The following is a 23,209-nucleotide window of genomic DNA, read 5'->3' as shown; positions in this document are numbered from 1 at the left end:
TCGGAGACCGCCACTCCGTGTTTGGCGCGCCTCATCCGGAAAGGCGTCGGATCTACGCCGCAGCTCCATCCGCCAGCGCCTTCGCCGCTCTTAGATCCCTGACGAAGTCGCCGTAGGCGGCCTCCTTGGCCCCGGCATCTGGAAGGCGCAGCAGATAGGATGGATGCACGGTGATGAAGCCGGCTCTTTGGCCGAATTGGATCGGCCCGCGATTGCGCCCGATTGGCAGGGCCTTGCCCGCGAGCGCCTGCACGGCACTGGCGCCGAGGGCGACGGTGAGACGCGGACGCACGAAGTCGAGCTCCTTGTCGAGCCACCAGCGATAGTGCTTGATCTCGCCGGCGGTTGGCGATCGGTGCAGGCGCTTCTTGCCGAGCAGCTCATATTTGAAGTGCTTCACGGCATTGGTGAGATAGGCCTCGCGCCGGTCGATGCCCGCCTCGTTCAGCGCCCGGTCGAGCAACTGGCCGGCGGGTCCGACGAAGGGGCGGCCCTGCAGGTCCTCCTGGTCGCCCGGCTGCTCGCCGACAAAGGCGATGCCGGCGCCGACCGGCCCCTCGCCCAGCACGGCCTGCGTGGCGCCCGGCACCAGCGGCTCAGACGCGGCGATGATGCGGTTGAGCTCTTCCAGGGAATGCGGCTCCTGCCCCGCCATGGCAGCGACGGCCTTGTCCGGGTTGCGCTTGATCGGCATGGCGGCCTCCCTTTCCAGCATTTCCATAACGCGCGTGGGGGCAAGACGGATCAATTCGGGAATGGCCTGAGCCTCCGGCAGGTTGCGCCAATATTTCTTCGGCATCTCCGAACGCATCAGCTCGGGATTGACCCTGGCCGGATTGAAGGTGCTCTCGTAATAGCCGCGCCAGCCCTTTTCGAAGGGATCGTCGGCGGGCACGTCCTCCCGCCGGCCGGGTGGCCCGACAACAAGGTGCTCCCTGTCCCAATGCAGCGAACCGATGGGCGTGAGGATGGACCATGTCAGCGAGCGGAATCGGTCGACGAAGAAGCCCGAGACGGCCTCCAGAATGTAATGCTCCGGCTCGAACCAGGCGGCGAAGCGCTCGCTGCCGGCGGGCTCCTCGATGCGGCGGAAGCGCAGAAAGGCGTGCATCTTGTGAATGTCGCGGCCAACCGCCTTGTTGAGGCGGGCGAGGCGATGGACGAGCGGGTCGCTCGGGATGTCCAGCAAGGCGCGCTCGCCATGCAGGACGCGCCAGATCAGCGTGTAGAGCAGAGCGTGGCGCTCGGGATCGCGATGGCATAGCGCAGTGTCGATCCATTCGCCGAGCGCGCGCGGCAACGCCACGGGCGGGCCCTGCTCTCCCTCCGCGGCGCCGAACAGGTCGGCCCCCATGGCGCCCGTGCTCCAGCTGACCTGCCCTGGTGCGATATCGGCCGCGACGAGGCTGCGTACCGCACGCCGGAAGCCGGCGAGGTCCGCCCCGTCCTTCAGGACGACGAACCGCCTTGTCATGCGAAGAGGCTCAACTGGCGCGGTGGCGCTGTCGTGGCCCGCAGATCGAGCTGGTCCGAAAGGCGCACAGGGCGGTAATCCGCGGCGATCAGGAAAGGCCGCAGCCGCTTCAGCCCGGCGGTGAGCCGTCCGACATCGGCGAGACGCAGCGAGGTATGGCGCCGTGCCGCGATGATCCTGTCCACCGCCAGCGCCCCGAGGCCCGGCACGCGCAGCAGCATCTCGCGTGCGGCCTTGTTGACGTCGACGGGAAAGCGCTCGCGGTGCTTCAGAGCCCAGGCGAGCTTGGGATCGATGTCGAGCGCCAGCATGCCCTTCTCGCCACCCTCGGCGATCTCGTCGACGCTGAAGCCGTAGAAGCGCAGTAGCCAATCGGCCTGGTAGAGCCGGTTCTCGCGCTGAAGCGGTGGAGACTTGGCCGGCAACAGAACACTGGCCTCGGGAATCGGGCTGAAGGCGGAATAATAGACGCGCCTGAGATCATAGCTCCGGTAGAGCGTCGCGGTGGTGGCGAGCACGGCCTCGTCCGTGGTGTCGTCGGCGCCGACGATCATCTGCGTGCTCTGGCCGGCCGGGGCGAAATGGCGCTTCTCCTCCCGCGCCTCGGCAATACGCTCATGCATCTGGCCCATGGCCGCGGCGATGCCGGCGCCGCTCTTCTCCGGCGCCAGCCGCTTCAGGCTCGCTTTGGAAGGCAGCTCCATATTGATGGAGAGCCGGTCTGCCCAGAGCCCGGCCTGCTCGATCAGCCAGGGGCTCGCCTCCGGAATTGCCTTGAGATGGATATAGCCGGCAAAGCCATGGTCGCGGCGCAGGCGCCTGGCCACCAGCATCAGCAACTCCATGGTGTGGTCGGGCGTGCGGATGATGCCGGAGGAGAGGAACAGGCCTTCGATATAGTTGCGCTTGTAGAATTCGAGGGTAAGCGTCACCACCTCGTCCACGCTGAAGCGGGCGCGCTCGACATTGGAGGAGCGGCGGTTGATGCAATAGGCGCAGTCGAACAGGCAGTAATTGGTGAGCAGGATCTTCAGGAGCGAGATGCAACGCCCGTCCGGCGTATAGGCATGGCAGATACCCCCGCCCGTGCTGGAGCCGAGTCCGTCCTTGGCCGCCACCCGCTTCGGCGCGCCGGCGGAGGCGCAGGAGACATCATACTTGGCGGCATCGGCCAGGATGCGCAGCTTGGCGGCCAGTTTCTCGTCCATGGCGGGAGCCTCCGGCAGAGTCGCGAATGTTCATGTTATGTTCTATGCACGAGCTTTGCAATCCCTGGGAGCGCGGACATCCTGTCCGCTCTTGAAACGCAGCGGTTGCGGTGAAGGCTGGGCGGTTACTGTTTGCACCATAGTGGCGCTTTTCTTTGCAAAGTATCGTTGCAAGAGCGGACAGGATGTCCGCGCTCCCAGGAACCCGCTAATCTCCGAAGCGTTGATACCTGTTATCCATTTCTCTGGAGGCATGATGGCCAAGCCGAGAGCCAATTGGAAAGGCGTCCTCAAGGTCGGCGAGCTTGCTGCCGGCGTGGCGCTCTTTACGGCGGCGAGCACCTCCGAGCGCGTCGCCTTCCATACGCTCAACCGCAAGACCGGAAATCGCGTGCGCCGCCAGTTCGTCGATTCCGACACGGGCAAGCTTGTGGAGCGGGACGACCAGGTCAAGGGCTACGAGACGCCGCAGGGCGAAGTGATCATGCTGGAGCCCGAGGAGATCGCCGCGGCCATTCCCGAAAGCGACAAGACGCTGAACGTGGAAGGCTTCGTCGCGCTGGACGCCATCGACACCGTCTATTTCGACCGACCCTATTATCTCGCCCCTAGCGACGATACCTCCGCCGAGGCCTTCGACCTGCTGCGTGACGGCATGCGAGGCGCCAAGGTGGCGGCGCTGGCGCGGACGGTGCTGTTCCGCCGCCTGCGCAGCGTGCTCATCCGTCCTGAGGACGAGGGCATGGTCGCCACCACGCTCAATTTCGACTACGAGATCCGCTCGCAGGAGGAAGCCTTCGCCGACATCCCCAAGCTCAAGCTCGACAAGGAGATGCTCGAGCTCGCCGGCCACATCATCAAGACCAAGAGCGGCCGCTTCGACCCCGCCGCCTTCGACGACCGCTACGAAGCCGCCCTCGCCGAACTGGTGAAGGCCAAGATCGAGGGCCGCAAGATCAAGCCGCGAGCAAGGCAGCGCGAGGGCAAGGTGGTGAGCCTTCTGGAGGCGTTGCGCGAGAGCGCCAAGGGTGGAGCGGAGGCGAAGCCGGCGCGGAAGCGGGCGTAGGCGTCGTGAGGATTCGCCTATCTAGCGCACGGACGATGTTTCCCCTCTATCCCGCCGGCGTTTGTCACGCCGCGCGCCAAACTCAAAGAACGCAATCTCCCACGCAATCCATTGGCCTGCCTGTGCAAACCTGCTTAGCTTCGCCGGACACATTGGTGGGAGGACAGCATGGCCAGGATCTTCAATCAGCCCCTCGGCGGCAATGAGATGCCGCGTTTCGGCGGCCCGGCCACCATGATGCGGCTGCCGACCCAGCCCACTACCGAAGGGCTCGATGCCTGCTTCGTCGGCATTCCCATGGATATCGGCACCTCCAATCGGCCCGGCACCCGCTTCGGGCCGCGGCAGATCCGCACCGAGAGCTGCATGATCCGCCCCTACAACATGGCGACGCGGGCGGCCCCCTTCGACAGCCTGCAGGTGGCTGATATCGGCGACATCGCCATCGACACCTTCAACCTGCCCAAATGCGTGGACATCATCACAGACGCCTATCGCAGGATCATCGCCAATGGCTGCAAGCCGCTGACGCTTGGCGGCGACCACACGCTCTCCTTTCCGATCCTGCGCGCCATGGCGGAGAAATACGGACCCGTCGGCCTCATCCACGTCGACGCCCATGCCGACATCAACGAGCACATGTTCGGCGAGCCGATCGCCCACGGCACGCCCTTCCGCCGCGCGGTCGAGGCAGGTGTGCTCGACACCCGACGCTGCGTGCAGATTGGTCTGCGCGGCACCGGCTATGCCGCCGACGATTTCGACTGGCCGCGCAGCCAGGGCTTCCGCGTGGTGCAGGCCGAGGAGTGCTGGCACAGATCGCTGACGCCGCTGATGGAGGAAGTGCGCTCTCAGGTCGGCGGCGGGCCGGTCTACCTCTCCTATGATATCGACAGCCTCGATCCCTCGATCGCGCCCGGCACAGGTACGCCGGAGATCGGTGGGCTCACCACCATCCAGGCGCTGGAGATCATCCGCGGCTGCTGGGGCCTCGACCTCGTCGGCTGCGACCTCGTGGAAGTGTCGCCGCCCTACGACCCGGCAGGCAACACCGCCATCACGGCCGCAAACCTCCTGTTCGAGATGCTCTGCGTGCTGCCGGGCGTGCAGCGGCGCTGACCGAGGATGGCCGGAGCGGCTGAAGAACTGGACAGGCGGATTGCTTCGCCGCGGGCGCTTGCTCGCCACGGCTGCGGGACGGATGTTGAAGCCCCGCACTGGCGAGCGGCATCGGCGCGTGGCTTCGTAGACTTGCGCACCTCCTGCGTGAGGTCTGGATCCGAGCGTCCTCTATCGGCCTGAATGTCTCCTTGCCGCGTCCTCCGAGCCACCCTGCAAGCCCGAAAGCCTCACGGGAGGAATGGCCTCCGCGTATGGCGGCTGCAGGGAATCGCCTCCCGGAATCATCCCTTCGACCCGCCCGCTGGGGCCGATAGTCGATTTGAAGCCCTCGAATCCGATACAAATCCCTTCCAGCCCCCGGTTCCGGCCCGATGCGGCCGCCGTGACACGCTCTGCTCCGCTGACGGCCAAATGCCATCGAAAAACTGAATAAAAGCCGGCCCGCACCGTTCTCGTGCTCACCTCAGGGTCTGTGGAGAGAGAAAGGAGGCAAGTTGCACCGAAAAAGCACGTTATCCGTTTATAGTCTATCTTTTGTTTTCAACGCAATTCCTTACAATGTATAAATAGATACAGAATGAAGTATTAGTATCTAATAAGATACAGACTAAATGACACAATACCGTCGCCAACTGGAACATTAGTTTACGATAAGCATTACACTAGGGTGTGTCTTTTCGGTGACATGGCATCTATAAAATAATTATACTGATCGACTCTTCGTCATGACTCTGTTGTGCAACCAAAAAGAGTGCACCAAGATCACGGCAACGGTCCCCCTCGGATCGTGTCCGGATTGCAAGTTTTGCGTGTGATCGGGGTCTCGCGAGTCGGTCGAAGCACCAAGCGGCGCTCTCGATCAAATAATAACTGTCTTGGAGGTCATCTAATGACGATGAAGTCTCTTCTCCTCGGCGCCGCTGCTGGTATCGCTGCTATCGGCGCTGCCCAGGCTGCCGATCTGCCCATGACCAAGGGCGAAGCCGTCGAGTATGTTAAGGTCTGCTCGACCTTCGGCCCCGGCTTCTTCTACATCCCCGGCAGCGACACCTGCCTCAAGATCGGCGGCGAAGTCCGCGCTTATTACCGCTTGTTCGGCGGCGATAATTTCAGCAGGAACGACAACCGCTCAGCGTTCAATGCCGAAGGCCGCATCTGGTTCGACGCCCGCACTCAGACCGACTACGGCCTGCTGCGTTCCTACTTTCAGATCAATGCTCAGAGCCACCCGATCAGCGCCCAGGGTCGCGACAACGTTACCAGCTCCAACACCTTCAGCATCGATAAGGCTTTCATCCAGTTCGGTGGCTTAACCGCTGGTTACGCCCATTCGTTCTTTGGTTTCTATGACAATGACTATGGCGATACCATCTACGCGCCGTACTATAACGAAGCCAATACCGTTAACCTGCTCGCCTACACCGCTCAGTTCGGCGGCGGCTTCAGCGCCACGCTGTCGATCGAAGATGGTCGTGACCATCGCGTGAACGGTACTGTTATTACGGGAACCGCCGCTGCTCAGGGCGGCCAGCAAGTTCCGGATGCTGTCGGCCAGCTCCGCTATGACGCCGATTGGGGCGCAGTGGCGGTGCAGGCCGCAGGCCACCAGTTCCGTACGGCTGAAAGCGTTGGGGCGCACAGCAACAAGTATGGTTGGGCCGCCGGTGGCTCGCTTGCGATCAAGATCCCTGCCATCGACAGTGGTCACTTTGTGGTCGAAGGTCAGTATGCGGACGGTGCGCTCGATTATCTCGGCGCCGGTAACACCTGGATTGCTCAGAGCGACTACTTCGTCAGCCATGGCGGCGCCGGCCCCTTGGACGGCGGTAAGGGCTGGTCGATTACGGCGGAACTCGGCGGCAACATTACGCCTGTGCTGAACGCCAACTTGGTCGGGAGCTACATCGACACCAAGTATGACGGCATCTTTAGCAGCGGCAGCGATGGTCAAATCAAAGAATTTACCGTTGCCGGCAACCTGACCTACACCATCGTCAAGGGCCTCAAGGTCAGCGCCGAAGTTGCCTACACGCACGGTACGGTTGACGGCGCTACCATTGTCAGTGGTCCATTTGCAGACCAGGACAAATACAGCACGTGGCAGAGCGGAATCCGCATCCTCCGCTCCTTCTAATAGTTCTCTCCCGAAACCAAGCAGGGGGTCGGCGACAAGCCGACCCCTTTTGTGTGCTCCCAGCGTGGGCACACTCCTGTGGATGAAAATTCGACATACGTTGATCACAACAAGCGAAGAGAAGCGCAACTGTAAGAGGATGGCCGATCGTAGAGGTAGAAGGCATAGTGGGGGTATCAGGCTGTGACCGGAGGGCCAAATGAAGAGGAGCGCGCGCGGCCTTTATCGGCGATTAAAATAGATCGCGACGATGCGAGAATCTCGCATCCAAAGCACTTGCTGGGACCATTGCGGCTCTTTCCCCTTCAATCATTCACTTGTTGAAAGCCGGCTGACATCTCCAAAGCCGATGGCCCGTGCCCTGCTTTTGAGGTGAGACCAACATCCAGGAGATGACCGAGACCAAGTCAAACCGCGCCACCCAAAGCGCTTGCAGAACTTCATGCGATCTCTCCGGACATCAGTTATTCACATTGCTCACATGTACAACATAGTACCTTGAGTTTAGTCGTCGCGGTCACCGCAGAGATTCTGCCCCCTTTTCCTACAGAAGACTATCGCATCATACAGGGATTTGCGACATTGGTACTTTAGTCATTACCTGACAATCATATATTTTGGTGTCACGCGCCAAGAATGCACCTTATCACCTAGCCTTGTAACTCCTATAATACAATTAATCTATAATTCGGGCGATATAGAAAATACATATTGTAACATGCCCTAGCGTTATATAATGTACAGGTTGATTTTAGATGTCGTATGTCCAGTTGTAACAATCATAAGAGATCGACATACCTCGTTAGAGGGCATTCCGAGGCGGCAAGTGGTCGGCACGAGCATTCAGATGACGCGCAATCTTGCGGGGCGGCGCCCGCGTTCCGTGCAGAAAAATATCACGCTGATGCAGGTGCAATGGCAAACCTTCGGCGATGATCTGCGTGCGGAGAGGACAAGACGAGGTCTTACCTATCGGCAGTTCGCGCAGCTTACTGGTGTGAATTTCAGCACATTGGCGCGGCTGGAGAGCTTCTATACGCCCTGTAATACCGAGACTTTCATGACCTTGGTCATCGAAATGGGCAAGGACCCACGCGATTATATTTCGCGACGTTTGGTGGGCTTCGCGAACTGGATCAAGCAAGTGGACTGAATCCCTTCTGAAGTCCTTCTGAGGTAGTTTGTTACCGTCTGTAGCACCCTGCAAAAACGCCACCAGCGGTGAAAGCCACGCTTCGCATGGTCAGCGACCCGTGCCCGTGACGCTGGGCACAGCGGGGCGTGTTCCCATCAACGCGACAGTTCCCGCAAAATCACAGTTGAGCGGCCGCAACTATCGGCCTATTGGATGACAAGGCTTTCTAGCCCGCCGGTCATCTTGGACGTCGTTCCCCGGCACGATTCGCCATCGCTTTCCCGCATTCCTTTCGAAACGAAGATTTTTGAGCGACAAGGTTTTTGATCCGGGCGCGGGTTCGCCTGCCGGAGCGTCTGTTCGGGCGCCCACCGCTGCTGCCGGCCCCCTGCTCGGCATCAGCCTGGTGCTGATCGCCTTCAATCTGCGCGCCGTCTTCTCCAGCCTCTCCACCGTGCTGCCCGAGATCATCAGCGACACCGGCCTCGGCCCCGTCTGGGCCAGTGTGCTCACCACGCTGCCGGTGGTCTGCCTCGGCATCTTCTCCTTCCCGGCCCCGGCATTGTCCCGGCGCTTCGGGCCTGAACGTGCGATTTTCGCGTGCATGCTGCTGATCGCCTTCGGCACGGGGTTGCGCGGGCTCGGCCTGCCACCTTTCCTGTTTGCGGGCTCCTTCCTGGCGGGCGCCGGCATCGCGGTGATCAATGTACTGCTGCCCGGCCTGGTGAAGCGCGATTTCCCCCGGCGCGTCGCCATGATGACGGGGCTCTACACCATGGCGCTCTGTGGCAGCGCGGCGGCTGCCGCCGCCTTCACGGTGCCTTTGGAGAAGTCCCTGCCCGGCGGCTGGCCGGCGGCCCTCGCCTCATGGGGCCTGCCAGCCCTGGCGGCTGCCTTGATATGGGCGCCGCAGGCCCTGAAGACCGGCCGGCACGCCGCTGGGATGAGGCCCGCGGTCCACGGCCTGTTCCGCAATCGCCTTGCCTGGAAGGTGACGCTGCTCATGGGCCTGCAATCGGCCATGGCCTATATCGTCTTCGGCTGGATGGCGCCGATGTTGCGCGACCGCGGCATGGAGAGCGCCAGCGCCGGCTTCGTCCTCTCGCTCGATGTGGTCGTCCAGATGCTGGCCTGCCTCGCCTTGCCGGCACTCGCCACGCGCGGTCGCGACCAGCGCTGGGCCTGCCTCCTCATGTTCGGCTTCGGGGCTCTCGGCTTTGCCGGCTGCTACCTTCTGCCGCTTTCGCTGGCCTGGATCGGCGGCGTGCTGAACGGCATCGGCCAGGGCGGCCTGATCGCGCTGGCAATGACGCTGATCATCCTGCGCTCGCCCGACGCCAATGTGGCGGCCCGGCTGTCCAGCATGGCGCAGGGCGTCGGCTATATCCTGGCCGGTTTCGGCCCCCTGCTCGCCGGCGTGCTGCGCGGCGCCACCGGCAGCTTCGCCGCACCGATCCTATTGTTCCTCTTCATTGCCTTCATCGGCTCCTGGGCCGCCCTGGAGGCCGGACGCAACGAGGTCATAAAGGCAGGGGTGGAACCATGAGTGGCGAGACCAATCTTGCACGCCTTCTCGCCGCCATGACGCCGGCGCTCCAGCCCGGCCGCTTCGTTTTCGCCACGCTGCCTCACGGCGCTGCAACACCCGCCTCCATCACTCCGGTGATGTCTTTCCGAGAGGCTGAGGGGCTGACAGTGATCCTGTCGGAGGAAGCTGCCACGCAGGCGAGCCTTGAAGGCATCTTCCCCAGCCGCATGATCACCCTCGAAGTGCACTCCTCACTCGAGGCCGTCGGCTTCCTCGCCGCCATCACCCGTCATCTCGCCGCAGCCGGCATAGGCGTGAACCCGGTCTCGGCCTTCTACCATGACCACCTGTTCGTTCCCGCCGAGCGAGCCGAAGAGGCCATGCGCCTTCTCACCGAGCTTTCGGCGGCCGCTCGCGAGGGAAGGGCTTGAGCGCCGCGCTCGACAGCCTGCTCGCCGAGATTCGCGCCTGCCGCATCTGCCGGGACGCACCACGCTACGGCGCCGCCTTGCCGCATGAGCCGCGTCCGGTGATCCAGGCTTCCAGCGAGGCACGTCTCTGCATTGCCGGCCAGGCGCCCGGTATCCGGGTGCACCGATCCGGCCGGCCCTTCAGCGATCCCTCCGGCGTGCGGCTGCGCGGCTGGCTCGGCATCGGCGAGGATGTGTTCTACGACGCGAACAAGGTGGCGATCGTGGGAATGGGCTGCTGCTTCCCGGGTCTCGATGCCGACGGCGGCGACCTGCCGCCACGGCGCGAATGCGCCGAGACATGGCGCAATCGCATCTTCGGGCAGATGCCGAAGATCGAGCTTATGCTGCTCATCGGCCAATATGCGCAGAAATGGCATCTTGGAGCCCAGGTCCTTGGCAGCGGAATGACAGGAACGGTGGCGCGCTGGCGCGAGATCTACGCCGGAGAGAGCCGCCCGCGCATGCTGGCGCTGCCCCATCCATCCTGGCGCAACAGCGGCTGGCTGAAGCGCAACCCCTGGTTCGAGACGGATCTGCTGCCGGTGCTCCGGGCGGATGTGGCGCGGCTGCTGGGGGAGAGTGATCAGTCCAACGCCAGCCGCAGCGATCGGTAGGCTTCCACCAGCGCTTCAAGCGTGAAGGCCCGGTTGAGGCCGCTGGGGTTGGGCAGGACCCAGACCGAGGCGCCGCCGAAACGGTCGGACTGCGGTCCCCAGGGGATCTCCGCCTTGCCGGCAATGGCTGCATAGGCCGGCTTGCCGAGGAAAGCCACGAAGCGTGGGGCATAGCGGCTGATCCTGGCCTCCAGCGCCGCGCCAGCCGCGACCAGTTCGCCTCGCGAAAGGTCCGAGGCACTGCGGGTCGGCCTGCTGACCGCGGCGGTGAGGCCGTAGCCGTACTTGACGAGCGTGGCATCGTCCTGCGGGCGCAGTTGCACCGGCGTGAAGCCGGCGAGGTGCAGGGCCCGCCAGAAACGATTGCTGGGACTGACGAAACTATGGCCGGCCGCTGCAGCAGTCGCGGCGGGATTGATGCCGCAGAAGATCACCGAGAGGTGCTCAGCCAGGATATCGGGAAGGGCGTCGGCCATGAAGCGTCAGGGCGCCACTCTTGCAGCCCAGGCCGAGGCGGTCTTCGCCATCGTCTTCATGTGGTCGGCAGCGGTGAAGCCCGACACGGCCTTGCGCGGCTTGAGATCATGGTCGCCGTCCTCCAGCCAGAGGATCTCGATGGCCTTGGAGAGCGTATAGGTGGAAACCTCCTCCAGCGTGCCGAAGGGATCGCGCGTGCCCTGCACGATCAGGGCCGGCGTCTTCATCGCCAGGAGGTGGGCGGTGCGCAACTGCTCCGGCTTGCCCGGCGGATGGAAGGGATAGCCGAGGCAGAGGAGACCTGCGATCTTGCCCTGCTCATGGAGTTCGTCGGCGATCATGCTCGCGACGCGCCCGCCCATCGACTTGCCGCCGATGATCAGCGGTCCGCTGGCGCCGAGCGCGTCGACGGCGGTGCGATATTCCGGCATCACCTTCTCCGCCTTGGGTGGCGGCTTGACGCCTGCGCCGCCGCGGCGGCCAGCCATATAGGCGAACTCGAAGCGCGCGACGCGGAAACCTGCCTCGGCGAGCGCCGCGGCACTGGCCGTCATGGCGGCTGAATCCATCGGTGCGCCGGCGCCATGTGCGAGAAGGATGGTGTGGCTGCTATCGCCAGGTCCGTCGAACAGGAAACTCGTCATCGCCGCTCATTCTCGCGCAGGTAGTCGACCAGCGCCTGCGCATTGTTGTGAACTGTGTCGTGGGCGCCATAAAGAAGCGTCACCGGGCCGGCTTTGACAAGCTCACGCAGCGTGGCGACGGCGCTTTCATTGGCATCGAGCTCGGCGTGATAGCGGCCACGAAATACATCCCAGCGATCTGGTCGATGTCCGAACCACTGGCGAAGGACCGTGCTCGGGGCGATCTCCCTGAGCCAGAGGCTCAGGGATGCCGTCTGCTTGCTGATCCCGCGCGGCCAGACCCGATCGACCAGGACGCGCTGCCCGTCGTCGGGCGAGGCTGGATCGTAGATACGCTTGATGCGCAGCCCTTCCGTCACTCGGCCGCCGTGGCCTGGCTGCGTACCGGCAGCTTCCAGTTGGGGCGGACGAAGTGGCAGGTGTAACCATCGGGATAGTGCACCAGATAGTCCTGGTGCTCCGGCTCGGCCTCCCAGAAGGAGCCGACTGGTTCGACCTCGGTCACGACCTTGCCGGGCCACAGGCCGGAGGCGTTGACGTCAGCGATGGTGTCCTCGGCAATGCGCTTCTGCTCTTCGCTCGTATAGTAGATCGCCGAGCGATAACTCATGCCGATATCGTTGCCCTGGCGGTTGCGCGTGGTCGGATCATGGATCTGGAAGAAGAACTCCAGCAAATTGCGAAAGCTGGTCTTCGTAGGATCGAAGATGATCTCGATCCCTTCCGCATGGCTGCCGTGGTTGCGATAGGTCGCGTTGGGCACATCCCCGCCGGTGTAGCCCACCCGCGTGGAGATCACGCCGGGCTGGCGCCTTACCAGATCCTGCACGCCCCAGAAGCACCCGCCGGCCAGGACCGCCCGTTCAGTTGACGCTGTCATGTCTAACTCCTTGAGCTTGATTTTGCAGAGCCGGATATAGGCACTCTAACCTGCACTTTCGAGCCGGCACAACTTTTGTTGATCGGAGCGAGGGGGGGCGGGCAAGCTGTTTTAAAGGGCGCGACTCAGGCCGCCCGCTGCGCCACGGCCAGACGTTCGCGCTCGAGCAGCGCCCGTTTGCGGCGCACGCCCCAGCGATAGCCGGAAATCGAGCCGTCCTTCTTGAGCACGCGGTGGCAGGGAATGAGGATGGCGAGGGCATTGTCGGCGATCGCCTTCGTCAGGTCGCGGGGATCGCGCGTGCCGAGCCTGGCCGCGAGCGCACCATAGGAGGTGATCTCGCCGGCCGGGATCTCGCGCAAGAGCTGCCAGACCTTGAGCTGATAGCCGTTCCCGCGAGGATCGAGCGCCAGGCCTGGATCTTCCTCGGGATGATCGATGAGGCGGGCGAGCTTGGTAACGGCTTCGGCGAGACCAATGTCATCGGGTTCGAGCATGGCCTCCGGCAAACGCTCCTGGAGGGTGTCCAGCAAACCCTCCCACTCATTGCCGAACTCGAAAGCGACCAGCCCTTTGTCAGAAGCAGCCACCAGGAAATCGCCGAGGGAACTGCTGCCCCAGGCATAGCGAATACGGTCGGACATCACACTCTCCTCTTGAGCCATCGGGCTTGGGATCATGGATAGCGCCGAATATCCGGGCTCACGACCCGGTTCCTGCTTTGCACGGCACAATGCCGTTTCGGGGGGCGGGTCATCAGACCCGGCTCTTCAGGCGGCGGCCGCAGCCAAGAGCCGAGTCTGATGACCCGTCCCCCAGACCGCACCGCCAAAAGACTTTGCCCGTCACACCGTCTCCAGCGCCAGCGCGATACCCTGGCCGCCGCCGATGCACAGGCTCACGATGCCGCGCTTCAGGCCGTCGCGCTTCAGCGAGTGCAGCAGGCGCGTCGTCAGCACCGCGCCGGTGGCGCCGATCGGATGGCCATGGGCGATGGCGCCCCCCTCGACATTGACGATGTCCTCGGGCAGGCCCAGCTCCTGGATGGCAGCGAGGGGCACGGCGGCGAAGGCTTCGTTGATCTCCACGCGGTCGATGTCGGCAAGCTTCCAGCCCGCCCGCTCCAGGGCGATGCGGATAGCCGGCACCGGGCCGAGGCCGAACAGGCCGGGCTCAACGGCGGCGATGCCATAGGCCACGAGGCGGCCGGCAGGCGTGAGCCCCTCCTTCTCGGCAAAGGCGGTGGAGGACACGATCATCGCCGCCGCTCCGCTGTTGAGGCCGGGGGCATTGCCGGCCGTGATGGTGCCGTCCTTGCGGAACGCGGGTCTCAGCCTGGCGAGCACCTCGGCCGTGGTGTCCGGGCGCGGCGCCTCATCCGTGGCGAAGCTCTCCGGCCCCTTCTTGCCCTTGATCTCCACCGCCACGATCTCCTCGGCGAACTTGCCCGCCTTCTGGGCGACGGCGAAATTCTGCTGCGAGCGGGCGGCGAAACGGTCCTGCGCCTCGCGGGTGAGCTGCACTTGCGTAACCAGATCCTCCGTGTGCCAGCCTGAATGCTCCCCGGAAAAGGCGTCGTTCAGGCCATCGGTCAGCATGCTGTCGAGGATCTGGGCCGGGCCCATGCGATAGCCCCAGCGCCCTCCATCCATCAGATAGGGCGCGCGATCCATGTTCTCCATGCCGCCGGCAACCGCCGCCTCGATTTCGCCCGCGATGATCTGCTGTGCGGCGCTCACCACCGCCTGCGCGCCGGAACCGCAGACGCGGTTGACGGCGAGAGCGGGCACGGTAACCGGTACGCCGCCGCCGATGGCGGCCTGCCGGGCCGGATTCATGCGATTGCCAGCCTGGATGACGTTGCCCATCACCACCGAGCCGACCTTGCCGGCATCGAGGCCGGCGCGACGCAGCGTCTCGCGCACCACGGTGGCCCCGAGCTCGGTGGCCGGCGTGCCCTTTAGAGAGCCGTTATAAGCGCCGATCGCCGTGCGGACGGGATGGCTGAGGACGATATCGGCATGTGCCATGACAAAACTCCTATGGGAATGAGGGTCAGAAATGCTCGACCCAGGGCCTGAGCTCGACTTCGAGCGACCAGGCATCGCGTGGCTGGCGAATGAGATCGAGATAGGTCTGTGCGATGCCTTCGGGCGACAGGGTGGAATCCGGCCGATCGGCGGGATCCGGGCGCACGGTGCTACGCACGCCGCCGTCGATGACGATATGGGCAACATGGATGCCCTTCGGCCCCAGTTCGCGGGCGCTGCTCTGGGCAAGGCCGCGCAGGGCGAACTTGCCCATGGCGAAGGCAGCGGACTGGGGAAAGCCCTTGACGCTGGCGCTCGCACCGGTGAGCAGGATGGCGCCACGCCCGAGCGGCAGCATCCGCCGGGCCGCCTCGCGGGTGACCAGGAAGCCGCCGAAGGCGCTCACGGCGATGGCGTTGCGCACGGTTTCCGGGTCGAGCTCGGCAATCGGCCCCTGGGCGCGAGCCGAGGCGTTGTAGACGACGACATCGGGCGTACCGATTTGCCGGCTTACTTTCTCGAAGACATCGGCGACGGCAGAGGCATCGGTCGCATCGGCCGGTAGCGCGAGCGCGCCGATCTCGCTGGCGAGGCCGGCCAGCTTGTCGGCGTTGCGAGCCACCAGGGCGACCTTCAGTCCAGCCGCGGAGAATCTCCGGGCGACGGCGGCACTGATGCCCTGGCCAGCCCCGACGATCAGGGCGGTGGAAAAGGGGGTATCGGTCATGAAGGATCCTCCGGCGGCTATCCGCCGCCTTGATTTCTGGGGGTTGGCGATGTTTCCCCGTTCAGCAGCACCCGCCGGGCTGCGGCGAGAATCTCTTCGGAGAGATGGGGATCGTCCACCGCCCGCGCCAGCACGACGGCACCCAGCATGGTGGCGAGGCCAGCCATTGCCTGCTCGCGCCGGCGGTCCGCGACGCGCCCCGGCATGAAGCGGGAGAGCCTGGCGACGGCGGCCTCGATGCCCTCCCGGAAGACGCCGCGCACGGGTCTCTCGCGCCGCCCCGTCTCGCCGGCAAGAGCGGCATAGGGACATCCGTCGGCAGGATTGTCCCGATGCGCCATGGACAGATAGGAGGAAACCAGCGTCGCCAACGGATCTTCTCCACGCGCCAGCAGTCGGTCCCAGCGGCGTTGCGAACGCTCTGCCGCCTGCCGGCAGGCCGTCTCGATCAGCGCCTCCTTCGAATCAAAGCTCTTGTAGAAGCCCCCACGCGTCAGACCGGCCGACGCCATCAGGTCATCGATGCCGACGCCGTCGAAGCCGCGCTCGCGAAAGAGCCGGTCCGCCGCCTCGATGACCCGCTCCTTGTTGCGGGCAGCCTGTTCACGGGAGACGCGCAAGGGAGACTCCAGGGTTACGGACGACGTTTAGCTTAGATGATGTTCGACATCTAATTCAAGCGCGATAGCTGCATGGCTGGGCCGCGGGCCGAGCGTGGAGTGGCGGTCTCCGACCGCCATTACCCTATCCTGTAGATGTAACGCTTCCGAAGATGGCGGCCGGAGACCGCCACTCCGTGTTTCGCGCGCCTCCTCCCAACCGGCCGCCATTGCCTCCTAGGCACCCGGATCGGCCATCGCGCCACGCCTCAAGGCCATATCCCGCCCATCATCACAACATCGTGCCACGCCGGATTTCGGGCTTGCCCCAGCCTTTCGCTCAACTATGGTGCCTCTGGATCGGGACGCTCTGGTGGGAGCAGGACATGGCGGTGAGTGCCTTGAAGGGCCCGACGCAGCAAGGGCTGGCGGAGGTCGCGGCGATTGCACGGGCCAATGTTAAATCGGCCGTCGTTGCCAAGGCAGCCATCGTCAACGACCGTTATGCTCTGACATTCCGTGTCTCGCCGGCCGACGATGCCGCCCGGGCGAAAGTGCTCGACGAGATGGAGCGAGCGCTGAACAGCCAGCGCTTCGACCCGAAGGATGCGACCGGGGTCGAGCTGCAGTTCGATTGACCCGCTGCGGTACAAACACGAGCGGCTGAAGGTGGGATTGCCACTCTTCATCGGTCGCCGTTCCCCGGGAATGTCGATCGGTGATCGACATTCCGTGTTTGGTGCATTTGCTCCGCCTTAGGCCGCTTCGTAGCCGCGCGATTTGGTCTCGGCGGCGCCGGCCCCCCTCAGCTCCGCGAGAAATTCCTGATGCATCATCGGGCGGGAGAACATCGGATAGTTCTTCTCCACCGCCAGGCGCTGCTCTTCCTCGCTCAGCGTCGCCGTGCAGTCCTTCAAGGTAACGACGTCGTAGCCCTTCTCGTAGCCTGTACGCATGGTGGATTCGACGCAGCAATTGGTCAGGAAGCCGCCGAGCGCGATGGTCTGGACGCCGCGGCTGCGCAGGATGAAGTCGAGATTGGTGGTGGCGAAGCCGCATAGGCCGCGCTTGCCCTCAATCACGATGTCGCCGGGTTCAGGCTTCAGCACGTCGACGATTTCGGCGCCCCAGGAGCCCTGGCGAAAGGACTTGCTGTCGACGACGCCCTTGAGGATGCCATAGGGACTAGGGCGCAGTTCGTGATAGTCCTCGGTGAAGGTAATCGGCGCAAAGACGATGGTGGCACCGGCGGCCCGGGCCTGTTTCACGGTCTCCACCGTGTTGGCGAGCATGTTGGTCTGCTCCATCACGCCTTTCACGGCCCCATGAAGGGTGCCCCCTTCGGTGGTGAAGTCGTTCTGGTATTCGATGAGAACCACGGCTGTCGATTTCGGATCCATAAGTCGTCTCCTGGACTTGGCGAAGTTCGCGCTATGTATGGATCAATATGACGCCAAAGGCGAGACTACCTCCCGCGATCGCTGTCAGGGTCTTCACCCGAAGGTGAAGGCGAAGGCCTGGGCGCCCGGGTCCTGGAAGTCGATCTCGAAGGTGTGGTCGGCGACTGGCTTGTTCTGGCGGATCAGCTGGTAGAGCCGCTGGTTGGTGATGGTGCCGTTGCCGTCGGCATCGATGTCGACGCCGTGATCGTCGCCCGGCGCCTTGCCGTCGACCAGGACACGGAAGCGCACCGGCTTGCCGCCACCGCCCGGCCCGAGCACCAGATGCAGGTCGCGGGCATGGAAGCGATAGGTGATGCTGCCGTTGGCGGCGTTGAGGGTCGCCTTTTCCTTGTCGACGGTCCAGTCGCCAGACAGCGTCCACTGGTTGAGATCGAGCGAACCGGCCTTGGCGTAGACCTGCGACTTGTCGACAACCATGCCGGAGGGCGCGATGAAGTTGTCGGCCCGGTCGTAGCCGATATAGGTCTCCGGTGAGATCACGTCGCTCATGTCGGCCGCGGCTTCCGCGCCCTTGGCCTCGACCTGGACAACGCCCTGCGCGACATTGGTCTTGCCGGCTTCCTTCAGCAATTGCTGGATGATCTGCTCGGACTTGTCGTAGTCACCCTCGCCGAAATGGTGGCCGCGGATGCGGCCCTGCGCATCGATGAAGTAATGCGCCGGCCAGTACTCGTTGTTGAAGCCCTGCCAGATGGCATAATTGTTGTCGATGGCGACGGGATAGTCGATCTTAAGGTCCTTGACGGCTTGCTTGACGTTGTCGGCATTCTTTTCGAAGGCGAATTCCGGGGCGTGGACGCCGATCACCACCAGGCCCTGATCCTTGTATTTCTCCGCCCAGGCCCGGACATAGGGGATCGAGCGCAGGCAGTTGATGCAGGAATAGGTCCAGAAATCGACCACTACCACCTTGCCGCGCAGGCCCTCGGCGGTGAGCGGCGGCGTGTTGAGCCATTCGACCGCGCCCGAGAGCGAAGGCAGTTGCCCCTCGACCGGCAGCGTCTCGCCGCCCCCGGCGGGCTTGGCCTTCATCATCATGGCCGGGTTGGCGCTCATCATCATCGAGTTCTGGTCGCCGGAATTCTGATCGCCGGAATTCTGGTCGCTCTTGGCGATCACCGAGGAAGTCGGCTGGGTGTCGGAGGGAATGGGCCTCACCTTGTCGACCAGGCCTTGTTCGACGGCCGACGTGCTGGCCAGCGAGACCTGTGTCAGGAAGCCGGTATCGAGGCCGAGGGCAATGGCGCCGACGCCGGCGATCACCAGCACGCCGAGGCCGCGGCGGATCCACTCGCCGACACCGAGCGACTTCTTCATCGCCGTAAACACGCGCCCGCCGATCAGGAGCGCCAAGGCAAGCGAAGTTGCAGCGCCGAGGGCATAGGCGAGGAGCAGGACCGTGGTCTGCACATTGGCCCCCTGCAGGGCGGCGCCGGATAGCACGAGGCCAAGGATTGGGCCGGCGCAAGGCGCCCACAGCAGGCCGGTGGCGATACCGAGCAGGAAGGAGGGTCCGACAGAAGAACCGTTTCCGTCCTGCCTCGACGCCGCCTGCGACAGGCGCGAGCCGGCCGAAACCAGCGGACGCGTCAGCCAGTCGGACAGATGCGGGAAGAGCAGGGTCACGCCGAAGATCGCCAGCAGGCCCATGGCGATCCAGCGGCCGTATTCATTGGCCTGCACCGCCCAGCCTCCGCCCACCGCGGCAAGCGTGGCGACGGCGGCGAAGGTGAGGGCCATGCCGAGCAGCAGCGGCAAGCCGCTCTTGATGAAAGGCTTGTCTGCCCTGGCGAAGACGAAGGGCAGGACCGGCAGGATGCAGGGGCTGAGGATGGTCAGCACGCCGCCGAGATAGGACACGATAAAAAGCAGCATCGTCTAGCCTTGGAAGGAAAGGAACGCCCCGACACCGCCGGACACATTGCGGCCCGGCGCCGGCACCTGCCGGAAACACACGAGCGTCGGAAAAATTCAGGCCGCCGCCGCCACGAATTTGAGCGCCACGCCGTTCATGCAATAGCGCAGGCCGGTCGGCTTCGGACCGTCGTCGAAGACATGGCCGAGATGTCCATCGCAGCGCCGGCAGGCAACCGCGGTGCGGGTCATGCCAAAGGAATTGTCCTCCTTGGTCGACACGGCGTTGTCGAGCGGCGCCCAGAAGCTCGGCCATCCCGTGCCGCTGTCGAACTTGGTCTTGGAGGAGAACAGCGCGAGGTCGCAACCCGCGCAGGTAAACACACCGGTACGCTCCTCATGCAGCAGCGGGCTGGTGAAGGGACGCTCGGTCGCCTCTTGCCGCAGCACAGCATATTGGTCGTCGGTGAGGCGCTGGTGCCATTCGGCGTCGGTAAGCTTGAGATGATCCGCACCGGCAGCGAGCGCGGCGCCATTGCCCAGCACGCGGCCCGCCGCGAGGAGGGCGCTGGCGCAGACGCCGGATTTCAGGATCGTGCGACGGTTCAGCATGGTGCTTCTCCAGGATTGATCGGTGGATTGGAACCACCCGCAATCGGCTACGAACGCATACGCTATTTCGTTACGGGAATAACGCCCGTCACGACGAGTTGATCGTTTCGTGAGAGCCGCCGGCCCGCTTCAGCAGAAATTGCGGGCCGCTACCGGCTCTTCGGAGCCTGAATCAGAAAGCGCGCGATGGCGGAAGAGGGTGCAGACTTTGTCATGCCCGGGCTTGTCCCGGGCATCCAGGCGCGACCTCCGTCCGCGTTCGCGCGCCTCTGGATTGCCGGGACAAGCCCGGCAATGACCAAGAAGTCGAGTCCCGCGATTGTCTGGTCTATCTCCTCAGGGGTCGGCAGGCGATTTTCGGTGCCTCGAAAACAGGGGCCGCAGCAGGACTGCCGCGGCCATGCCCAGGGTGCCGCCGACGACCGTCTCCCAGGCGCGGGCGGCAAGCTCGTAGAAGGAGCGTTCGCCGGAGACGGCCAGCGTCACGATCAAGGCGAAGGCATAGGCCCCGCAGGCGACATCATAGCGTTCCGGAAAGGCCATGGCGTAGATGATCATGGCGATGGCCGCGACAACCCAGACAAGGAGCGGCGCATTGATGGCAAGCGGAAGGAAGGCGATGGCAAGCGGTACGCCGACCATGGTTCCAAGAATGCGGCCGCGTATCCGGGCGAGCGTTGCCACCGTCGAATTGGTGATGACGAAGGTGCAGGCGCAGATAGCCCAGGACGACTTCTCGAGGCCGAATTCGCCATTCAGGCCCACGATCACCAGCGCGGCAGCCGCGGCCTGAAGACCCATGATGAACTCGATGGGCAGCCAGTCGTCGAAGTCGGTCGAAACCGGCATGGTCGCCATCAGGATCGGATGTTCGGCCGGCCCGCTCAGAAGGCGCGGCACGACGGCGGCGACCATCGCGATCATGGTCGCAATGCCCACCACATCGGCGTCGTCCAGACGCAGCCTGGCGCTGTAGGCGAGGAGCTGGCCGATGAAGATCTGCGAGCCGATGCCGGCACTGAAAGGCGTGAAGCGCTTGAAATAGCCCACGCAGAAGGCGCCGCTTACCAGCGGCAGTTCGAGCCCCGCCGCCCCGACGAGGTTGAGCACGTGGACGAGCACCACATAGCTCAGGGCGCCAATGCCGGCACTGCCGCAAAAGAGCAAAAGGTCCCGGGAACTCTCCCAGCGGGTGGCGCGATTTTCCGAAACGCTCGCCCAGAGCGCGAAGCTCCCCGCGATCACGCTCAGCGTGACATTATTGCCGGCATGCTGCGCGATCTGCGGCATCAGGCCGAGCATGGCCGCGATCCCGTAGGCCGTGACGAGCCTCAGGCCCCGGATGCGGCGATGCGTTCCCGGATCGAGCCTTTCCAGCCAGTCGAGGACCACCATTCCCATGCGCGCCTCAGCCAAGACGTCGAACTTGGAAAGCCAGTATTATGATCGTTAGGAGACGTTGCCTCTACATGCAAGGCCCATTCGGGCACCCAACATCAGCACGACTCAACAGAATAAGTCGCCTTGGAGGAGAAATTTCCTTAACCTTCAAAGCTTAGATCACAGCAGGAGCAAGACGGAGCTTGCTCTCGACGGTTACGCCACCCCCAAATTGACGGCAAAGCGCCACGACTTTGAGCGCTTGCGGAAACGAACGCCGCGAATTCAGGAAATGTCAGGCCGCTATCGTGACAGCCCCAGATAGGAAAGGCTTGACCATGCTCGCATCCACCCTGGTAACCGCTATCTTCCTCGCCATCCTCGTCGACCTGCTGGGGGCGACTTAGCGCGTTCTACTTTCAGATCGAATCATCAAGAATCGCAAAATGCTTTTGATTCCAGTAGGTTAATTTCGGAATCCGCTCCTACCCGAACGCATTTTGCTTTAGGAAACTCGCTCGAAAATCACGACAGTGACGCGAGAGCCTCGGTTTTTGGCATCCCCGGGCTTCGTCCCGGGCCTCCAGCTGCGACCTTCGCCATGCCTGCAGGCGCCTGGATCACCGGGACGAAGCCCGGCGATGACAAAAAGTCGACGTTGCGCCGATTTTTCCTGCCGAGCTCTTATGACAGCCGCTGCCCGCCCGTTGTAAAGACATGGCATCTCTCGCGCGGGATCCCGAGCATGAGAGTGCCCTGCGGCGCCCGGGTGCCCGGGCAGCGTATGGTCAGGCGGCCCGCTTGGTGGCTGGGCGCGTGGAGATACATGGCGCCGCCGATATATTCGCTGAACTCGACCCTGACGGGCAGGCTTGCAGCGCCGCCCTCGCCGATGAGCAATTCGTCGGGCCTGATGCCGATCTCGATGCCATCGCCAACGGCCAACGAGCCGCTTTCCCGAAGCGGCAGGGTCAGGCGAGCAGGATCGATGCCGGGGATGGCGATCTCGATCGCATCCGGCGGCAGGGCAGTAACACGCCCGGTCAGGAAATTCATGCGGGGCGAGCCTATGAAGTTGGCGACGAAGCGGTTCACCGGCCGCTCGTAGAGTTCGGCAGGCGATCCCACCTGCTCGATCTGGCCGTCATGCAGCACGACGATGCGATCGGCGAGCGTCATCGCCTCCACCTGGTCGTGGGTGACATAGATCATGCTGGCGTTGAGCCGGCGGTGCAGTTCAGCTAGCTCGAAGCGCATTTCCACCCGCAGCTCCGCATCGAGATTGGAGAGCGGCTCGTCGAACAGGAATAGCGAAGGCTCGCGCACGATGGCGCGCCCGATCGCCACGCGCTGGCGCTGGCCGCCCGAGAGTTCGCGGGGGCGGCGGGCAAGCAGGGGGGTGATCTGCAAAGTCTCGGCCGCCCTGGCGACCTGCGCCGCGCGCGCCGCTTTCGGCACTCCGGCCATCCTGAGCGCGAAGCCCATATTATCGGCCACCGACATATGCGGATAAAGTGCATAGGATTGGAACACCATCGCGAGCTTGCGCCCCGCCGGCGGCACGCCCCGCATGTCGCGGCCGTCGAAATGGATTGTGCCCTCACTCGGTACCTCCAGCCCGCAGATCAGCCGCAGCAAGGTGGACTTGCCGCAGCCCGAGGGGCCGACGAAGACCGTGAAGGCGCCGTCCGGCATCGCGAGGTCGATGCCGCGAATGGCTTCGAAGGTGCCGAACCGCTTCACCAGGCCGGCTAGTTCAACATGCGACATGAGGGCCACCCTGGGAAAA

Annotated in this window: 23 protein-coding genes; 8 read left to right on the top strand and 15 right to left on the bottom strand. The window is 63.9% G+C overall.

From position 1 onward, the window contains the following. Nucleotides 1-52 precede the first annotated feature (52 nt). Both ACMDCR_RS01720 and ACMDCR_RS01715 read right to left on the bottom strand, forming a co-directional pair. Nucleotides 53-1,474 (bottom strand): UdgX family uracil-DNA binding protein, encoded by a 1,422-nt coding sequence (locus tag ACMDCR_RS01720; protein WP_413990860.1) that lies wholly within the window; start codon nt 1,472-1,474, stop codon nt 53-55. After that, nucleotides 1,471-2,682 (bottom strand): putative DNA modification/repair radical SAM protein, encoded by a 1,212-nt coding sequence (locus tag ACMDCR_RS01715; protein WP_413990859.1) that lies wholly within the window; start codon nt 2,680-2,682, stop codon nt 1,471-1,473. Before ACMDCR_RS01715 ends, ACMDCR_RS01720 begins: the two co-directional genes overlap by 4 nt. 256 nt (nt 2,683-2,938) lie before the next feature. Between ACMDCR_RS01715 and ACMDCR_RS01710 the strand changes: the two genes are divergently transcribed. The 7 genes from ACMDCR_RS01710 to ACMDCR_RS01680 all read left to right on the top strand — a co-directional run bounded on the left by ACMDCR_RS01710 (nt 2,939) and on the right by ACMDCR_RS01680 (nt 10,754). Further along, entirely contained in the window at nt 2,939-3,748 is an 810-nt protein-coding gene (locus ACMDCR_RS01710; RefSeq protein WP_413993802.1) for a Ku protein, read from the top strand. Nucleotides 3,749-3,916: 168 nt separating this feature from the next. Continuing rightward, nucleotides 3,917-4,867, top strand: coding sequence for an agmatinase (gene speB / locus ACMDCR_RS01705; protein ID WP_413990858.1), 951 nt, complete (start codon nt 3,917-3,919; stop codon nt 4,865-4,867). An 892-nt stretch (nt 4,868-5,759) separates the two neighbouring features. Then, nucleotides 5,760-7,004 carry a porin gene (locus tag ACMDCR_RS01700; RefSeq protein WP_413990857.1) on the top strand — a complete coding sequence of 415 codons (1,245 nt, stop codon included), beginning with the start codon at nt 5,760-5,762 and terminating at the stop codon, nt 7,002-7,004. Between the two features lie 847 nt (nt 7,005-7,851). Beyond that, nucleotides 7,852-8,157, top strand: coding sequence for a helix-turn-helix domain-containing protein (locus ACMDCR_RS01695; RefSeq protein WP_413990856.1), 306 nt, complete (start codon nt 7,852-7,854; stop codon nt 8,155-8,157). Between the two features lie 289 nt (nt 8,158-8,446). Beyond that, complete coding sequence (locus ACMDCR_RS01690; protein ID WP_413990855.1) at nt 8,447-9,685, top strand: CynX/NimT family MFS transporter; 1,239 nt, start codon at nt 8,447-8,449, stop codon at nt 9,683-9,685. Continuing rightward, complete coding sequence (locus ACMDCR_RS01685) at nt 9,682-10,098, top strand: ACT domain-containing protein (protein ID WP_413990854.1); 417 nt, start codon at nt 9,682-9,684, stop codon at nt 10,096-10,098. Before ACMDCR_RS01690 ends, ACMDCR_RS01685 begins: the two co-directional genes overlap by 4 nt. Beyond that, complete coding sequence (locus ACMDCR_RS01680; RefSeq protein WP_413990853.1) at nt 10,095-10,754, top strand: uracil-DNA glycosylase family protein; 660 nt, start codon at nt 10,095-10,097, stop codon at nt 10,752-10,754. The genes ACMDCR_RS01685 and ACMDCR_RS01680 overlap by 4 nt, the downstream gene beginning before the upstream one ends. On the opposite strand, the gene mug is transcribed toward ACMDCR_RS01680, so the two are convergent. From mug to ACMDCR_RS01640, 8 genes are all read right to left on the bottom strand, one after another. Beyond that, complete coding sequence (gene mug / locus ACMDCR_RS01675) at nt 10,724-11,230, bottom strand: G/U mismatch-specific DNA glycosylase (protein ID WP_413990852.1); 507 nt, start codon at nt 11,228-11,230, stop codon at nt 10,724-10,726. The genes ACMDCR_RS01680 and mug overlap by 31 nt on opposite strands. Before the next feature lie 6 nt (nt 11,231-11,236). Further along, the gene (locus tag ACMDCR_RS01670) at nt 11,237-11,875 is read right to left on the bottom strand and encodes an alpha/beta family hydrolase (protein ID WP_413990851.1); all 639 of its coding nucleotides are present in this window, start codon (nt 11,873-11,875) and stop codon (nt 11,237-11,239) included. Then, nucleotides 11,872-12,234: a DUF488 domain-containing protein gene (locus tag ACMDCR_RS01665; RefSeq protein ID WP_413990850.1), complete on the bottom strand. Its 363-nt coding sequence runs from the start codon at nt 12,232-12,234 to the stop codon at nt 11,872-11,874. The genes ACMDCR_RS01670 and ACMDCR_RS01665 overlap by 4 nt, the downstream gene beginning before the upstream one ends. Then, a complete protein-coding gene (msrA, locus tag ACMDCR_RS01660) occupies nt 12,231-12,755 on the bottom strand; it encodes a peptide-methionine (S)-S-oxide reductase MsrA (RefSeq protein ID WP_413990849.1) in 525 nt (174 codons plus the stop codon). Before msrA ends, ACMDCR_RS01665 begins: the two co-directional genes overlap by 4 nt. Nucleotides 12,756-12,880: 125 nt before the next feature. Further along, nucleotides 12,881-13,399: a methylated-DNA--[protein]-cysteine S-methyltransferase gene (locus ACMDCR_RS01655; RefSeq protein ID WP_413990848.1), complete on the bottom strand. Its 519-nt coding sequence runs from the start codon at nt 13,397-13,399 to the stop codon at nt 12,881-12,883. Nucleotides 13,400-13,600: 201 nt separating this feature from the next. Then, the gene (locus ACMDCR_RS01650) at nt 13,601-14,785 is read right to left on the bottom strand and encodes an acetyl-CoA C-acetyltransferase (RefSeq protein WP_413990847.1); all 1,185 of its coding nucleotides are present in this window, start codon (nt 14,783-14,785) and stop codon (nt 13,601-13,603) included. A 25-nt stretch (nt 14,786-14,810) separates the two neighbouring features. Continuing rightward, nucleotides 14,811-15,512: an SDR family NAD(P)-dependent oxidoreductase gene (locus tag ACMDCR_RS01645; RefSeq protein ID WP_413990846.1), complete on the bottom strand. Its 702-nt coding sequence runs from the start codon at nt 15,510-15,512 to the stop codon at nt 14,811-14,813. 17 nt (nt 15,513-15,529) lie between these two features. Then, on the bottom strand, nt 15,530-16,132 hold the full coding sequence (locus ACMDCR_RS01640) for a TetR/AcrR family transcriptional regulator (RefSeq protein WP_413990845.1): 603 nt from the start codon (nt 16,130-16,132) through the stop codon (nt 15,530-15,532). Nucleotides 16,133-16,497: 365 nt separating this feature from the next. Here ACMDCR_RS01640 and ACMDCR_RS01635 point away from each other — a divergent pair, with 365 nt between their 5' ends. After that, entirely contained in the window at nt 16,498-16,749 is a 252-nt protein-coding gene (locus ACMDCR_RS01635; RefSeq protein ID WP_413990844.1) for a hypothetical protein, read from the top strand. Between the two features lie 117 nt (nt 16,750-16,866). On the opposite strand, the gene ACMDCR_RS01630 is transcribed toward ACMDCR_RS01635, so the two are convergent. The 5 genes from ACMDCR_RS01630 to ACMDCR_RS01610 form a co-directional block, all read right to left on the bottom strand. Continuing rightward, a complete protein-coding gene (locus ACMDCR_RS01630; RefSeq protein WP_413990843.1) occupies nt 16,867-17,511 on the bottom strand; it encodes a cysteine hydrolase in 645 nt (214 codons plus the stop codon). A 93-nt stretch (nt 17,512-17,604) separates the two neighbouring features. Beyond that, nucleotides 17,605-19,449, bottom strand: coding sequence for a cytochrome c biogenesis protein DipZ (locus ACMDCR_RS01625; protein WP_413990842.1), 1,845 nt, complete (start codon nt 19,447-19,449; stop codon nt 17,605-17,607). 96 nt (nt 19,450-19,545) lie between these two features. Continuing rightward, nucleotides 19,546-20,040, bottom strand: a complete 495-nt coding sequence (gene msrB / locus ACMDCR_RS01620) for a peptide-methionine (R)-S-oxide reductase MsrB (RefSeq protein ID WP_413990841.1) — start codon at nt 20,038-20,040, stop codon at nt 19,546-19,548. Between the two features lie 336 nt (nt 20,041-20,376). Further along, the gene (locus tag ACMDCR_RS01615) at nt 20,377-21,441 is read right to left on the bottom strand and encodes an FUSC family protein (protein WP_413990840.1); all 1,065 of its coding nucleotides are present in this window, start codon (nt 21,439-21,441) and stop codon (nt 20,377-20,379) included. Nucleotides 21,442-22,104: 663 nt separating this feature from the next. After that, nucleotides 22,105-23,190, bottom strand: a complete 1,086-nt coding sequence (locus tag ACMDCR_RS01610; RefSeq protein WP_413990839.1) for an ABC transporter ATP-binding protein — start codon at nt 23,188-23,190, stop codon at nt 22,105-22,107. Nucleotides 23,191-23,209 lie beyond the last annotated feature (19 nt).

Origin of the sequence: Labrys okinawensis (assembly GCF_047345005.1) — a bacterium.
GTDB classification, from domain to species: Bacteria; Pseudomonadota; Alphaproteobacteria; order Rhizobiales; family Labraceae; genus Labrys; species Labrys okinawensis.
The sequence above is the reverse complement of the archived record's forward strand: the minus strand, read 5'-3'. Positions and strand labels throughout refer to the sequence as shown.